Source organism: Paraburkholderia fungorum (assembly GCF_003610895.1).
Classification (GTDB): Bacteria; Pseudomonadota; Gammaproteobacteria; order Burkholderiales; family Burkholderiaceae; genus Paraburkholderia; species Paraburkholderia fungorum_B.
Map to the genome: position 1 here is coordinate 21,749 of NZ_MCAS01000009.1, position 13,299 is coordinate 35,047.

The 13,299-nt window shown below is 63.8% G+C and carries 12 protein-coding genes; 3 read left to right on the forward strand and 9 right to left on the reverse strand.

Annotation, left to right across the window (positions count from 1 at the left end; translation table 11 throughout):
* Nucleotides 1-17: 17 nt before the first annotated feature.
* From BCY88_RS10280 to BCY88_RS10310, 7 genes are all read right to left on the reverse strand, one after another.
* Nucleotides 18-1,457 (reverse strand): hypothetical protein, encoded by a 1,440-nt coding sequence (locus BCY88_RS10280; RefSeq protein WP_259461361.1) that lies wholly within the window; start codon nucleotides 1,455-1,457, stop codon nucleotides 18-20.
* A gap of 112 nt (nucleotides 1,458-1,569) precedes the next feature.
* Nucleotides 1,570-2,370 (reverse strand): peptidase C39, encoded by an 801-nt coding sequence (locus BCY88_RS10285; RefSeq protein ID WP_120344158.1) that lies wholly within the window; start codon nucleotides 2,368-2,370, stop codon nucleotides 1,570-1,572.
* Between the two features lie 6 nt (nucleotides 2,371-2,376).
* Nucleotides 2,377-2,991 (reverse strand): C39 family peptidase, encoded by a 615-nt coding sequence (locus BCY88_RS10290; protein ID WP_259461362.1) that lies wholly within the window; start codon nucleotides 2,989-2,991, stop codon nucleotides 2,377-2,379.
* A 191-nt stretch (nucleotides 2,992-3,182) separates the two neighbouring features.
* Nucleotides 3,183-4,571, reverse strand: coding sequence for a hypothetical protein (locus tag BCY88_RS10295; RefSeq protein ID WP_120344160.1), 1,389 nt, complete (start codon nucleotides 4,569-4,571; stop codon nucleotides 3,183-3,185).
* A 29-nt stretch (nucleotides 4,572-4,600) separates the two neighbouring features.
* Nucleotides 4,601-5,251, reverse strand: a complete 651-nt coding sequence (locus tag BCY88_RS10300; RefSeq protein WP_120344161.1) for a hypothetical protein — start codon at nucleotides 5,249-5,251, stop codon at nucleotides 4,601-4,603.
* Nucleotides 5,248-5,727: a hypothetical protein gene (locus BCY88_RS10305; RefSeq protein WP_120344162.1), complete on the reverse strand. Its 480-nt coding sequence runs from the start codon at nucleotides 5,725-5,727 to the stop codon at nucleotides 5,248-5,250. The genes BCY88_RS10300 and BCY88_RS10305 overlap by 4 nt, the downstream gene beginning before the upstream one ends.
* 62 nt (nucleotides 5,728-5,789) lie before the next feature.
* On the reverse strand, nucleotides 5,790-6,341 hold the full coding sequence (locus BCY88_RS10310) for a hypothetical protein (RefSeq protein WP_120344163.1): 552 nt from the start codon (nucleotides 6,339-6,341) through the stop codon (nucleotides 5,790-5,792).
* A 536-nt stretch (nucleotides 6,342-6,877) separates the two neighbouring features.
* Between BCY88_RS10310 and BCY88_RS10315 the strand changes: the two genes are divergently transcribed.
* Nucleotides 6,878-8,272 (forward strand): sigma-54 dependent transcriptional regulator, encoded by a 1,395-nt coding sequence (locus tag BCY88_RS10315; protein ID WP_120344164.1) that lies wholly within the window; start codon nucleotides 6,878-6,880, stop codon nucleotides 8,270-8,272.
* Nucleotides 8,273-8,412: 140 nt separating this feature from the next.
* The gene (locus BCY88_RS10320) at nucleotides 8,413-9,384 is read left to right on the forward strand and encodes a thymidylate synthase (protein WP_120344165.1); all 972 of its coding nucleotides are present in this window, start codon (nucleotides 8,413-8,415) and stop codon (nucleotides 9,382-9,384) included.
* A 137-nt stretch (nucleotides 9,385-9,521) separates the two neighbouring features.
* Here BCY88_RS10320 and BCY88_RS10325 read toward each other — a convergent pair whose 3' ends face one another.
* Both BCY88_RS10325 and BCY88_RS10330 read right to left on the reverse strand, forming a co-directional pair.
* Nucleotides 9,522-11,951, reverse strand: coding sequence for a DUF6600 domain-containing protein (locus BCY88_RS10325; RefSeq protein ID WP_120344166.1), 2,430 nt, complete (start codon nucleotides 11,949-11,951; stop codon nucleotides 9,522-9,524).
* 183 nt (nucleotides 11,952-12,134) lie between these two features.
* Nucleotides 12,135-12,848: an ArsR/SmtB family transcription factor gene (locus BCY88_RS10330; RefSeq protein WP_120344167.1), complete on the reverse strand. Its 714-nt coding sequence runs from the start codon at nucleotides 12,846-12,848 to the stop codon at nucleotides 12,135-12,137.
* 255 nt (nucleotides 12,849-13,103) lie between these two features.
* On the opposite strand from BCY88_RS10330, the gene BCY88_RS39815 reads away from it, so the two are divergent.
* Complete coding sequence (locus BCY88_RS39815; RefSeq protein WP_183081333.1) at nucleotides 13,104-13,256, forward strand: hypothetical protein; 153 nt, start codon at nucleotides 13,104-13,106, stop codon at nucleotides 13,254-13,256.
* The last annotated feature ends 43 nt before the right edge of the window (nucleotides 13,257-13,299 follow it).

Below are 13,299 nucleotides of genomic sequence, written 5' to 3' on the forward strand. Positions count from 1 at the left end.
CTCGTATTGTTGGCACGTCAAAAGGTGTAGGGAAAACGCACGCCGATCACGAAGTTCGGCGTGTCGGGCGTGAGGCCGACCGACACCGAGCCGTTGATCGTCAAGTGCTTGTTCACTACGTGATTCAGGCCGAAGGTCAATGCGGCGGCGGTGGTTTCGCTGCCTGGCACCTTCGAATAAGTGCCGCCTGGCGCCTTGGTTTGCGACTCGGGTTCCAGCGCCATCGTGTACGAGATGCTGGCCGAGTCCTTGTCCGAGAATGCCAGGGCGACGCCGCCGCCGAACTGCACGACGTCGCCGATCTTGACCGTCGCGGGTTCGGTCTGGCCGATCACCGACGAGATGTCGGAGAACGAGCGGGCAATGTTATAGGTGTACGAAACGCTGCCGAACAGCACGACCGGATCGTAGGTCTTCAACACCGACAGACCCGCCGTGATGTTCCAGAAGCCGGTGCCGGTGGGCAGCTTGGTGGGCGCGACGAGGTTGGTGTTGTCGGCATCCACCTGCGCCAGCTTGATGCCGAACGGCGACGAGCCGGTCGGCGCCTTGATGCGCAGGCTGCCGACCAGGTCCGGCAGGCTGTTGGTTTCCTTCAGGATCTGGTAGTAAATCCCGAAGTTGACGTCGCCAATGTCGCTCGAATTCGCCGAGGCGTCCGAGACCGTATTCGCGGCGCCGCCAGCCCCGCCGACGATGAAGTTGCTGTGCCGGTAGACGTAGGGCACGTCGACGTCGACGCTGATGCGGTCGGTCAGACCGTAGCGCGTATCGAGGTCGGCCATCACCTGGTGCGACTTGGTTTCGCCGAGGTTGATGTTGCCGAGGAAAATCGCGTCGAGCGCGAGGAAGCCGGACAGTTGCAACTGGCGGCGATCGTAGTAGGTGTCGCTGATGCCCCAGTCCATGGTTAGCTTGTGCTCGAACAGCGGCGTGTGCTGCTGGTTCTGCACCACGGCGTCTTCGGCCTGCGTGCGCACCGGTTGCGCGGCTTTCTGCGTCTGGCCGACCGCGCCGCTGCCGTCGGTTGCAGCCGGCAGGCTGCCTCCGCCGCCGTTGTCAGGCACCGGCGGATTGACAGGCACGCCCGTCGCGGTACCTGTGGCGCTGCCGGGCGCGGGTGTGCCCGGGTTCACCTGGGCCAGTGGCGGCAGCGGCACAGGCAGGCCGTCCGCGCCGGGTTGCTCGGCGACCGCGGCGTCGCCGGTCGGCTCGCCATAGCCCGGCGCACCGCGGCCGCGTTGCGCCATCTCGAGATTCGTGACCTGCCGTTCGAGTGAGATGATCTGCTTCTGCTGTTCGCTGACGACGCGCATCAGCGTGTTCAGCCGGTCTTCAACGGATTGATCGGCGAGCGCCTGCGCGCTGGCCCCCTGCGATAGCGCAAACAGCATGGCTGCGGCCGGAATGGCCGCTAACGCCATGCGTGGCGTACCGGTCCTTGAGAATCTGATCATTTTTTGTTCCCCCGGTATTCTGACCACGTGTCGCATGTCTCCTTAGCTTCGCGCGGTCGTTTTGGTACTGCTTTGGTGCTTGGTCTCTGTCTTGAGCGGGTGGCGGCCCGTGTTATCTCCTTACGGTGTTCTGCAGGGCTTGAAGGGCCCCCAACTGGCGCAGCATCGCGGCTGACATCTGCTGTGTCTGCAAATGCAATTGCAACTGGTTGGCGACTTGCTGGTTATTGCCTGCGATCTGCAAGAGTTGGGCGATCATGCCGGCTTGTTGTGCACTGCTCGGCGCGATGGTCTGGGTGGCGATACCGGCCGGCGTTTGCAGCGCGATCGAAATACCGCCGTTGGCGAGACTCACGGAGGCTTTCACCGAGCCGTTCGCATTGCTTGCGGCCGCCGCCGTTGCGTTGTTATAGGCGCCGCCCGTCAGGCTGCCCGGCGAGGCGTCGAAATCGATCAGCGCCTGGTTGGTGCCGAGGTTGCCGTTGCCGGCCACCTGAGCGATTTGCGAGACGCCGTTGACGTTGACGTTCTGCCCGCCGCTCGCGCTGGCGTTGTGGTTGGCTCCGCTGCCCGATGGTCCGGTCGGGCCGGTCACGGAGGCCGATGAATTGAACTGGACGCTCGGCTGGTTGAGCGCGTTGGTGACGATCGAGAGCGCGCCCGAGGCGGCAGCGGTGGCGCCGTTCGGCAACTGCCATTGCGACAGCAGGGTAATGACGACGCCCGAGATGATGTCCCCGACAATGCCTTTGCCGGTCTGGTTGGCGAGGACGGTGTCGTCGACGGGTTGCAGCTTGAGGGCGCCGACGTCTTCAAACACAGTCGGCGCCTGCTCGGCGGCCTGCGCGACTGGTGCAAGGCCGCACGTCGTGAAACACAACGCACAGCCAATGGTGAGTAAGTTTCGGTCCATGATGAGTCAGAACAACTCTGCCTTGATCAAACCGTATTCAACAAAGGGAGTCGCAGCCGTGCCGTTTTCCAGCGCGCGTTCGCGCAGCTTGAGCGCGAGCGACTCGTTGCCTTGCAAGAGCGGAGAATCCTCCTTGAATGGCTTGCCGACGACCGCGAATACGAGGCCGTTCCACTTCTTGACGAAGTCGTCTTCCATGACGATGCGGTTGCCGAGGGCGGGGTCGGCAATGAAGATGCGGCGGTCTTCCGCGTGCTTGACGATGACGAAGTGCTCGTAGCCGTCGCTGTTCATCAGCACGAGCACGGGAATCTGCAGGTGATAAAGCGCTTCGGCGGTGACGCGAAACCCGCGGCCGCGCAGGCCGATCGTTTCGACGAACTTCTTCATGTCGAGCATCGAGAAGCCGTTCTTGACCACCACCTCCGGTGTCGAAAACACCATCATGCGGCGGATCATTTCGGTTTCAGGAATGTCGATGCCGTAGCCGTACTTCAGCAGCGTGGCGAGAGCGGCCGAGCCGCAGCTGTAGTCGTAACGCTGCGAAACGATGTGGTTGTAGCGTAGCTCGCGGATCGAGCGCACGTTCACGTCGAACGGCACGCCCGCTGCGGCATTCATGGAAAGGGCACTCTGCGCATGACCCGTTTGTGACAACACGAGTCCAGCGAAGAGCGCCGCAAAAAAGCCATGCGTTGCCCTGCTCACCCCGAACATGGTCTATCCCCCCCAGGGGAGACAACCGGTGAGCCCGAAGGCTGACCGGTTGTCTTCCTGCTATACAGCTTTAGTTGCTGATTACCGACTACTGATTACTGATGCGACACGCTGGCGATTGCAAGGCCGTTGTGTTGCAGGTTGCCTACGCCCGACGCGATGTTCACACCGATGTTGCCGTCAGCATGGTTGAGCGCGCCGGCGCCGAGCATCGCCGAGCCGGTGAACTCGCCCGTGACGCCTGCGGCAGCGGTCTGGCAGTTCTGGTCGCTGGCGATGACTTCGCCACCTTGCATGCTGTCACGACCGTGACCTGCCTTGCTGCTGTCCGTCGTAGCCGATGCTGCCAGGCTGTTGTTCTGCACGTTGCCGGCACCCGAGGCCACGTTCACACCGATATTGCCGGTCGCATTGGCCAGTGCCTTGGCGCCGACGGAAGCCACGAAGTTGAAGTCACCCACGGTCGCCGAGCCGCTCGATGCCTGCGTCGAGTAGATCTGCGCGCTGCCGAACACCGGGCCGACATCCATGTTCGACAGGGCGGCGTCATTGGACTGGGCGTTGTTGACGCCGGTGGAGATGTTGACGCCAATGTTGCCGTTTGCCGTATCCAGCGCGTCCTTGCCGATGCCGGCCGACATCGTCGTCGGTTTTTCGGTGTCGATGTGCTGGGTGATGCTGCCCGTGACGGTGATGGAGCCCTTGTTGTCGTCGTAGTTATTGGCCCATCCGTAGGCGTGGCTGCCTTCGGAGTAGCTTTCGCTGACCTTGCCGCCATAGCCGCTGCGGGTTTCCGTCGCCGTGTTCTGGCTGGCTGCCGAGTAGCCGCCGTATGCCACGCCGTAGCCGGCTGCCTGCGCTTCAAGCCCGGCGCCGAAGTTGCTCGAGACGTGGGTGTTGAGTGCGCCAGCGAAGCCTGCCGCGAGGCCGCCGAAGATCACGCCGGGGCCGCCGCCGAGACCGGCGATAAAGCCCGCTGCGAGGAAGCCGTTCGCGGAGGCATGCGTGTTCGCATAGTTGTAGCCTTTGACCGAGCCTTCGAAGCCGGTTGCGAAGCCGCCGCCTGCGATAAACGCGGCGCTCGACGAGGCCGTGTTGGTCTGCGTGTTGCTCTTGTCATAGGCCCAGGCGTTGCTGCTATACGACTGGCTCACGCCCCAGCCGCCACCGCTGCCGCTTGCATGGTTCCAGCTATCCGTCGTGTTGATCGTCGTGGTCACGTGGCCGGTGGTGTAGCTCTGCGGCGGCGTATTCATTTTCACGCCGGCCACGCTCACGTTTTGCGTGTTGTTGACCGTGGCGCCGGAGCTGCTCCCCACATCGACGTGGCCGCGCAGCGTGATGAAGCCGAACTCGCCGATGTCGGTATAGATGTTGGTTGCGGTAAAGAGCTCAGCCGGGTCGCAACCAGCCGTGCATTCGGCGTAAGCCGAGCTTGCTGCCATCGTCGACAGGACAGCCGCTGCAATGATTGTGCGCTTCATGATGACGCTCCGATAAAGAGTGTGGCTCGTTAGAAAAAGGTGCCCGCCGGGGGACGGAGCACAAAACTGTTTGAACTGACGTTACCTGAGCCGGCAGTCTGGTTGATCTGGACGATCCCACTGACGTTTTTGAGCGCGTCCGCACCGATAGATACCTCGCGTGCGTCGTGGTTATCGCTAGCCTTTCCCAGGCTGCCGCCCTTGGCGGTCGTAGCGGATAGCACCCCATCCGCTACGATCTCCGCTTCAAGCGGTCCAGAACCGATTACGGCGCTGTTCCGCTGAAGATTCCCTACACCCGCCGACTGATTCACTTCGATAAGGCCAGAGGTGTTTGAAAATGCGTTGTTGCTGATCGTGCTTTTCGCGGCCGTCGTCTTCGCGTTCGTGGACGCGCTCTGCGAGCTGCTGATCAGATTGAGAGGGGCTTGCCCGTTGGCGAGCACGCCCTGATTTGCCTGCACGTTGTCGAGTCCCGCTGCTTCGTTGATGGCAACGACCCCAGTTGCACCGTTGGCCGCGCCGTTGCCGATCACCGACAGCGCGTCGACGATCGCGGGCGGCGTTTGGGCGTGTGCCGCGACGCTCGCAAGGCCGATGAACGCGCAGACCATCAGAGGCCAGCGTGACTGCTTGCGTGACGGAAGGCGCTGCGCTGCCGGGGCGTGTGTCATCGTCATTTCATGGCTCCCAAAGCAGCGCCGAGCGGGGCGAGGGCACTGTTGACCGACTGGGCGATCGTGCCGCCGATTCCGCCGGCGCCGCCGAAGCTGGCGCCTGCGCCGACCGGCACGGCATTGCCCGCGAGCATGTGCTGGATACCGTTTGTGCCGACCAGCGCCTGCATGAAGCCGTTGCCGACGATGCCGGAAGCGGCGTGCGCGCCGTTCAGATCGAGATCGCTGGCGGTCGAGCCGAGCACGCCGTCGAACGTTGCGCTCGGGAAGGTCTGGATCTGCACGGCAATCGGATCCTGGTTCTTCGGCACCGGCACGAACGCATCGCGCGGTGTGATGTCACGTTCGATGATCAGGTTGCCCGGCTGGGTTACCTGCTGCGCGGCGGCACCTGTCACGGCACCCGCGGCGAGCACACCGAGCAGCGCGGAGAGTAGCGCCACGCGGCGGCTACTCGGCATCTGGGTTGAGGCGTTCATGTCAGCTCCTTGCTGGCGGACGATCGGCCGGTACGGTCCTGGGCGGCGCACGGATCGCCGCGCTAATTTCTCTGGTAGCTCGTGACGTTGCCTTGTGCAGAGCGGGCGACGTCGACGGGAACCGGCAACTGCGACGGCGGAGCAATTTCGTCCCACAGCGTCACGCCATTGCCACCGCTGTTGAAGCTGCGCATCATCTGCGGGGTGGCCGCGACCATCAACATGCCGCTGAAGCCGCCGCGCTGACTGGACAGCGCCTGATCGTCCAGCACGAGGTTGTTCACGGACGCGGTGTCGGCAGGAATGCTCAGCGCGTTGCCGGCCAGATCGCTGCGCGACGTGGCGCTGTCGTTCGTGCTGGCGACCTTGTTGTCTACCGCAGCCGCGCTCGCCGTACGAATGGCCGCCGTGTCCGGGATCGTCACCGCTGCGAGCGTCGTGCTCGCGAGGGTGGCGGAACCCGCATCGGCGGTTTCGGCCGTCGTGGCTGATTGAGGCAGGGTGAATTCCTGTGCATTGACGCCAGCTGGCAGCACGATCAAGGCCATCGCGGCGGCGCATAGTGCGGTGCCGAGCGCAATGTTGTTCAGGTCGATGCGGAAAGCGAGTCGCATGATGTGTCTCCTTGGTGCACAGCATTTAGCGAAACGTGTGCCATGAGTCGCAATCCATTGATGCGTCTGGAGGCGACCCGCATACCGCGGAGAAACAACTGAGAAATCGGACAAAAACGTTTCAGTGCTGAAACGGCAGGCAGAAAATACCTATAATTCGTTAAATATGACGGTATGAACTACCTTGGGGTCAACGCTAGGAAAAGCGCTTCCACAATGCATTTATTCATAAGCTGAATAAGTTTTGATCGCCCGTCTGGCCTTGCTGGGCAAGGAGTCCCCGATTAAATTCGCATAATTGTTTTCCAAGTGGCGCGCGTATAGTAAGCTCTCGAAAACAGCTTCAGATTTAAAAAAGCCCGCTAACGGGCCGTCTCAAACACACACGCCGCTTTCTTGGGGATCAGCTGTCCGCACGGAATGGAATGACCGTTCGGGTTTTGCTATTTCGCGAATCCCGGATGAGTCAGCGTGTCTGAACCGCGGTTCAGGTGCGTACGTCATCCTTAACGTTCGTTGACGAGAGGATCTGAATAATGGAACCCGCAACGCGGCAACTGATTTACGTTTCACGCGATCCGAGCGCGGAACTGAATACGCGCTTTCATCAGCGCGGCTGGCACGTTGAAGTCGTGGGGTCGGCGCGCGACGTGCGCCGTGCTGTCCGCGCCGGAATGGCGGCGGGCGGCCTGCTCGATCTGTCTAGTGAATTTCAGCCACACGAGATCGCCGCGTTTGAGTCCTGTCTGACTATTCCGAACGTCGGCTGGGTTGCGGCCACCACGCCCGGACAACTGCAGGACGCGGCCTTGCGCCGGCTCGTCCGGGACTATTGTTTCGACTATGTAACGGTGCCTTACTCGGGCGACAGGATCGTCGATTCGGTCGGTCATGCATACGGCATGATCTCGCTTGGCGAGCCGGCTTCGAACGATGGATCGCAAGGCGCCGAAGGCGAAATGGTCGGTTCGTGCGACGCGATGCTCGCGCTGTTCCGTTCGATTCGCAAAGTGGCGATGACCGACGCGCCGGTGTTCATCTCGGGCGAATCGGGCACGGGCAAGGAGCTGACCGCAGTCGCGATCCATGAACGCTCGGCACGCCGCAATGCGCCTTTTGTGCCGATCAACTGCGGCGCGATTCCACCACATCTGTTGCAATCCGAACTATTCGGCTATGAGCGCGGCGCGTTCACCGGCGCCAATCAGCGCAAGATCGGCCGGGTGGAAGCGGCCAACGGCGGCACGCTGTTCCTCGATGAAATCGGCGATCTGCCGCTCGAAAGCCAGGCGAGCCTGCTGCGTTTCCTGCAGGAACGTAAAGTGGAGCGGCTGGGCGGTCACGGCTCGATCGACGTCGACGTGCGCATCATTTCGGCAACGCACGTGGATATGACAGCGGCGATGATCGAAGGGCGGTTTCGCTCCGATCTGTATCACCGTCTGTGCGTGCTGCAAATCGACGAACCGCCGTTGCGTGCGCGTGGTAAGGATATCGAACTGCTTGCGCGGCACATGCTGGAACGTTTCAAGAAAGATGCAAGCCGCCGTCTGCGCGGTTTCGCGCCTGACGCCATCGCGGCATTGCATAACTATGGCTGGCCGGGCAACGTGCGCGAGTTGATCAATCGTGTGCGGCGCGCCATTGTGATGTCGGAAGGGCGCGCGATCACGGCGCGCGATCTCGAGCTGGCCGAATACGTGGAAATCGTGCCCGTGTCGCTCGCCCAGGCGCGCGAAGCGGCAGAACGTCAAGCCATCGAGCTTGCGCTTCTGCGGCATCGCGGCCGTCTCGGCGACGCCGCACAGGAACTCGGCATCTCGCGCGTGACGCTGTACCGCCTGCTTTGCTCACACGGCATGCGCCATATGGAAGGCGAACCGATGGCCACGCCGCACGGCGAGTTGCCGGCCTCGGTGCCGCATCTCTGACGCGCTTTTCCGCCGTTATTTTCTCCGCCGCGCGCGCCGACCGGGCGCCGCGCGGCCGCGCTTGTTAAAATCGGGTTTTCCGCTCAATCTCCGTGGCGCATTGCCCTGACTCAAGGGCGCGCCGCGTCGAAGGAACCCGCATGAAACAATACCTCGACCTCGTCCGCACGATTCTCGACACCGGCACGTGGCAGGAGAACCGCACCGGCATCCGCACCATCAGCATGCCGGGCGCCATGTTGCGCTTCGACCTCCAGCAGGGCTTTCCCGCCGTCACCACGAAAAAACTGGCATTCAAGTCGGCGGTGGGCGAACTGGTCGGGTTTTTGCGCGCCTCGCGCAGCGCCGCGGATTTTCGCGATCTGGGCTGCAAGGTGTGGGACGCGAACGCCAATCAGAACCCGCAATGGCTCGCCAATCCGTATCGCCAGGGTCCGGACGACCTCGGCGACGTGTACGGCGTGCAATGGCGCCAATGGCCGGCCTACAAGGTGCTGGACGCAGACGCGGGAGCGCAACTGGCCGATGCCGCCGCGCGCGGCTTCCAGGTGGTGACGGAGTTCGACGAAGACGGCAGCCGCAAAGTGCTGCTATACAAGGCGATCGACCAATTGCGGCAGTGTCTCGACACGATCATGCAGAACCCCGCCGACCGGCGAATTCTGTTTCATGCGTGGAACCCCGCCGTGCTGGACCAGATCGCGCTGCCGGCTTGCCACCTGCTTTACCAGTTCCTGCCGAATGTCGCGCGCCGTGAAATTTCGCTGTGTTTGTACATCCGCAGCAACGATGTCGGCCTTGGCACGCCGTTCAATCTGACCGAAGGCGCGGCTTTGCTGCATCTGGTCGGCCGCTTGACGGGCTATACGCCGCGCTGGTTTACCTACTTCATCGGCGACGCGCATATCTACGAAAACCAGCTCGATATGTTGCAGCAACAGCTCACGCGCGAGCCGTACGAAAGCCCGGCCTTCGCGATTTCGGACAGGGTGCCCGACTATGCGAAAACCGGCGTGTACGAGCCGGAGTGGCTCGAGAAAATCGAGCCGTCGGACTTTTCGCTCGTCGGCTACCGTCATCACGAGCCGCTCACTGCGCCAATGGCGGTCTGAACCCTGCCTGAATACGGGTCTGGGCATCGGCGCGCAGACCGTTCAAAGAAAAACCCCCGCGATGCAGATCGCGGGGGTTTTTTCTTATCGGCTTCAGGCAGGCAGGTTGCACGCGCATCTAGCTGCGTGCGTCGCCCTTAGCTTTTGTGGTGCTCGTCACGATTGCCGCTGTTCGAATGCTGCTCCTCGTGTTGCGGATGCGGCTCGGGGTGCGGCTGCTGCACCTGCTGCGGACGCGGTTCAGGACGCGGCTGCTGCGCCTGTTGCGGACGCGGTTCAGGACGCGGCTGCTGCACCTGTTGCGGACGCGGTTCGGGGCGCGGTTGCTGTACCTGTTGCGGACGCGGTTCAGGACGCGGCTGCTGTGCCTGTTGCGGCTGCGGATGGTATTCCTCGCGCGGCTGCTGTTGCGCCGGTTGCATCGGCTGCGGGCGGGGCTCCTGCGGCTGGGCGTGCACTTCAGGTGCGTGCGGCGGCTGCGCTTCCGGCTGACGCTGAGCCTGCTGCGGTTCAGGACGACTTTCCGGCTGACGTGCCTGCTCCTGCGGGGCAGCATGTTGCTGCGCCTGTTGAGCCATCGGCGTGTGCGGCTGCGTCCATGCCGGTTCACGCCGTGCTTCCGCGCCGGGTTGCTGACCCGCTTGCGCCGGTGCACCGTGCTGCTGGGCGTAAGCGTTCGGGTTGGCGCCGTTCGCTTGCGGCGGATGCGGCACGCCATTGGACGGACGCGCGGCCTCGCCTGGTTGCTCGTGCAGATTGGCCGTTTGCGCCGGCGTGCCCGGGCGGGCTTGCGGCTCGCCGCCACGCTGCGGTTGAGCGTTCGGCGCTTCGCCGGGCCGCTGACCAGCCTGTTGCATGCCATTAGGCGCACCCGGCGCCGCGCCCGGCGTCCGCCCGGCCATATGCGACTGCACGACGCGCACGTTCTGGGCCGGCACGGCCCCCGGAGCGCCCACCATGTGCGCCGGCACCGAGGTCCGCACGATCGGCTCGCCCGCACCCGGCACCCGTCCGCCGCTCTGCGCAAAACGTTGCGCGAGCGTGTCGTGGTACGCAGCCGGAACAGCCGGCGTGCGCGTGGCAACGACCGAACGCGCCATCACGGCTGCCGGCGGACGGTAGTTCGCGTTACGCAAACCCGGTCCGAAGCTTTGCTTCACGGGCGCGATCCCCGGACCACCCGGATTGATCTGCGCGTTGTGCCACTGCTGCGGATTGACCTTCTGCGCGAAGCGGCCAACCGATTGACCTTGCACGAAAGCCGTCGCCGGCACCGCGGTCACGCCACCCGGCGCGCGATAGTTGATGTACGTGTTGTGAATGTTGGTCACATTCACATTCGTCACGTTGATGTTGCGGTTGTAGTTGTTGACGACAGTCGTGTTGTTGACGCGATTGTAGTAACCCGGGCTCCAGTTGTTGTGACCGCCCCAGTTCGGATGCCACGGCTCGCCTGGGCCGAGCGGGAACCACGCCACCCCGGCTGCGACAGCGCCGCCGATCGCCAGACTGACCCCCCAGTTGACTCCACCGCCACCGCCGCCCACGAAGGCAACCAGGGCCGGTGCATAGACCGGCGGCGCGCTGACCACGATCGGTCCGGGCACCCACGCCCACGAGTCGTCGACATAGGCCCAGCGTCCATAGTGGTAGGGCGCGAAACCCCACGGCGCGTCGTCGACCCAGGTCCAGCCCCACGGCGCTTGCCACACCCAATGGCCGTCGTGATAAGGCGCCCAGCCGACGGGTGTCGCACGCGGCACCCACACTTCACCGTATTGCGGGCTGCTCTGCCATGTGCCGTTGGCGTCGAGATCCTGATAGCCGGGGATGTCGCGCGATACGTAGCGTGCCGACACCGAGCGGTCTTCCGCTGCGTCGCGGCTTGCCGCCCATTGATCGAAGGCATCGAGGCCAGGTGCGCCGTTATCGGCGACCTGTTGCAGGTTGGTGCCGGCAAAGCGGATCTGCTGGCCGGCCGAGATCGGCACCTGGCCGCTGTCGCCGTACACGGTCGCGCTGCCGCTGCGCACAGTGACGGTGGTGCTGCTGCCGTCCGGCGCCACGTCGACGCGATAGTCGCCGGGGCCGTTCAGGCCGAGCGCCAGGTTCGGTGTGTCGATTTCGTAGGAGGAGCCGGGCGCCAGTTGGCGCACCCGCGCCGACAACGTGCCCTGGGCGACCTTCAGCTGCGCGCTGTTGTCGTCGAGATTGAGGATGTCAAGGCTGGTGGACTGGTCGAGGCGCACCGCGGTCGAGCCGATATGCAATTCGGAGCGCGCATTCTGGTCGTTCCACAATTGATCGCCGGTGGTGAGCGGGCGATTGATTTGTGCGTACGACCAGTCGGTTGCGCCGGCCGGTTCGGTGGTCACGGCGCCGGCCGTGTAGTTCAGACGCGCCACGCGCCCCGGCGGATCGGTATTTTGCGTTGCAGCGCCCGGCGGCGCCTGTTCGGCTTCCTGTGCAAAAGTGGCTTGCGCCGCGAACAGAAATGCCGCGGCGGCGATCAGCGTATAGCCGGTCATCCGGCGTTTCGAGTGTTGGGGTGTGGTCACTGTTCTCATGGTTTATCTCCGACGGACGCGGCATTGTGCAGCATCCGTGAGAACCACTCTACCCGTACGGTTTGTTTCAAGGCCCCCAGTTTTGTAAGGCCCTTTCGCAAGCATGTAACAAAAGGTCTCGATAAGGCATTTCGTAAGCTGATCGAACAAATTATGTAATTGCGTCAGTCAGTTAGGCGAGCTTCAAACGGCGAGAAACGCGTCGAAATGACGGTGGCCCGACGGTGTGATGCGCAAGATCCGCGGGCGGTCCGTGCGTTCGACCCAGCCATGCGCCGACCATGAATCGAGCAGCGCCGCGCCGAGCGCGCCACCCAGATGCGGACGCCGCTCGCTCCAGTCGGGACAGGTGCAGGCAAAGCGGCGCCGGCGGCTTTTCTGGGCCGACATGTCGATGCCCCAATCAGCGAAACGCGCGGCGCCGTCGGCGGTGGCTTCGAGCGAGGAACCGTGCAGCGTCAGCAGACCGCGCTCGACCATCCGCTCGAACACCTGCACGGACAATTCGCCCGCCATGTGGTCGTAGCAGGTGCGGGCGTAGCGCATGTCGACCGGCACGGTGCGCACTGGCCGCGGCACGGTGCGTTGCGGCGCGCTCACCTGCGCGACGTTGGCGAGCGCTTCGATGGACGCGGCGATATCCGGCGAGGCGATGCGGAAATAGCGATGCCGGCCACGCACTTCGAGCGCGAGCAGGCCGCCGTCGGTCAGGCGCGCCAGATGAGCGCTGGCCGCCGAGGGCGAGAGCCCGGCGATCATCGTCAGTTCGCCGGCCGGACGGGCGCTGCCGTCCATCAGCGCCCACAGCATCGCGGCGCGCCCGGGGTCGGCAAGCAGCGCTCCGATACGGCTCAAGCCTGGAAAATGGTTTTGCTCGTCTGCGAGGATTGCGGGCATTGCGCGTCTCCGGTTGGCGGCGCGGGCAGGGCGCCATGCAGTCCACTGTACCGGGCTGCCGTATTCGATGTTTCAGCTTAGCGTGAATCGTCGAATGCAGCGGTTACGAAAACGCGGTGGCGCGAGCGGGCTGTGTACCTTGGTGGCGCTTTGGCGTCGGTCCGGCGTCGGTCCGGTGCCGGTCCGGCGTCGCTTCGGCGTCGCGCCAGGCCGCCAGGCTAAAATCGAAGCCTGTCCTTGCAGGAACACGCTGTCATGAAACTTCTTCTTGCCGCCGTTGCCACCGCTAGCGCGGTTCTGCTGTTGAGCGCGTGCGCGCAGGGCGGTTCCGGTTCGAACTCGGGTGCGGGCACCGGCAGCATCACGATGTACGGCACGATCGACGAGGGCGTGACGGTCCGCAAGTAAGCCCGACGCGGCCGCGGCCGCTTTTTCAGGCGGGTGAGCGCGT

Excerpts from the sequence above, each read along its gene's own strand:
- BCY88_RS10330 (WP_120344167.1), bottom strand. The coding sequence starts at position 12,848 with ATGCCCGCAATCCTCGCAGACGAGCAAAACCATTTTCCAGGCTTGAGC.
- BCY88_RS10305 (WP_120344162.1), bottom strand. The coding sequence starts at position 5,727 with ATGAACGCCTCAACCCAGATGCCGAGTAGCCGCCGCGTGGCGCTACTC.
- BCY88_RS10315 (WP_120344164.1), top strand. The coding sequence starts at position 6,878 with ATGGAACCCGCAACGCGGCAACTGATTTACGTTTCACGCGATCCGAGC.
- BCY88_RS10320 (WP_120344165.1), top strand. The coding sequence starts at position 8,413 with ATGAAACAATACCTCGACCTCGTCCGCACGATTCTCGACACCGGCACG.
- BCY88_RS10300 (WP_120344161.1), bottom strand. The coding sequence starts at position 5,251 with ATGACGATGACACACGCCCCGGCAGCGCAGCGCCTTCCGTCACGCAAG.
- BCY88_RS10325 (WP_120344166.1), bottom strand. The coding sequence starts at position 11,951 with ATGAGAACAGTGACCACACCCCAACACTCGAAACGCCGGATGACCGGC.
- BCY88_RS10280 (WP_259461361.1), bottom strand. The coding sequence starts at position 1,457 with ATGATCAGATTCTCAAGGACCGGTACGCCACGCATGGCGTTAGCGGCC.
- BCY88_RS10290 (WP_259461362.1), bottom strand. The coding sequence starts at position 2,991 with ATGAATGCCGCAGCGGGCGTGCCGTTCGACGTGAACGTGCGCTCGATC.
- BCY88_RS39815 (WP_183081333.1), top strand. The coding sequence starts at position 13,104 with ATGAAACTTCTTCTTGCCGCCGTTGCCACCGCTAGCGCGGTTCTGCTG.
- BCY88_RS10285 (WP_120344158.1), bottom strand. The coding sequence starts at position 2,370 with ATGGACCGAAACTTACTCACCATTGGCTGTGCGTTGTGTTTCACGACG.
- BCY88_RS10295 (WP_120344160.1), bottom strand. The coding sequence starts at position 4,571 with ATGAAGCGCACAATCATTGCAGCGGCTGTCCTGTCGACGATGGCAGCA.
- BCY88_RS10310 (WP_120344163.1), bottom strand. The coding sequence starts at position 6,341 with ATGCGACTCGCTTTCCGCATCGACCTGAACAACATTGCGCTCGGCACC.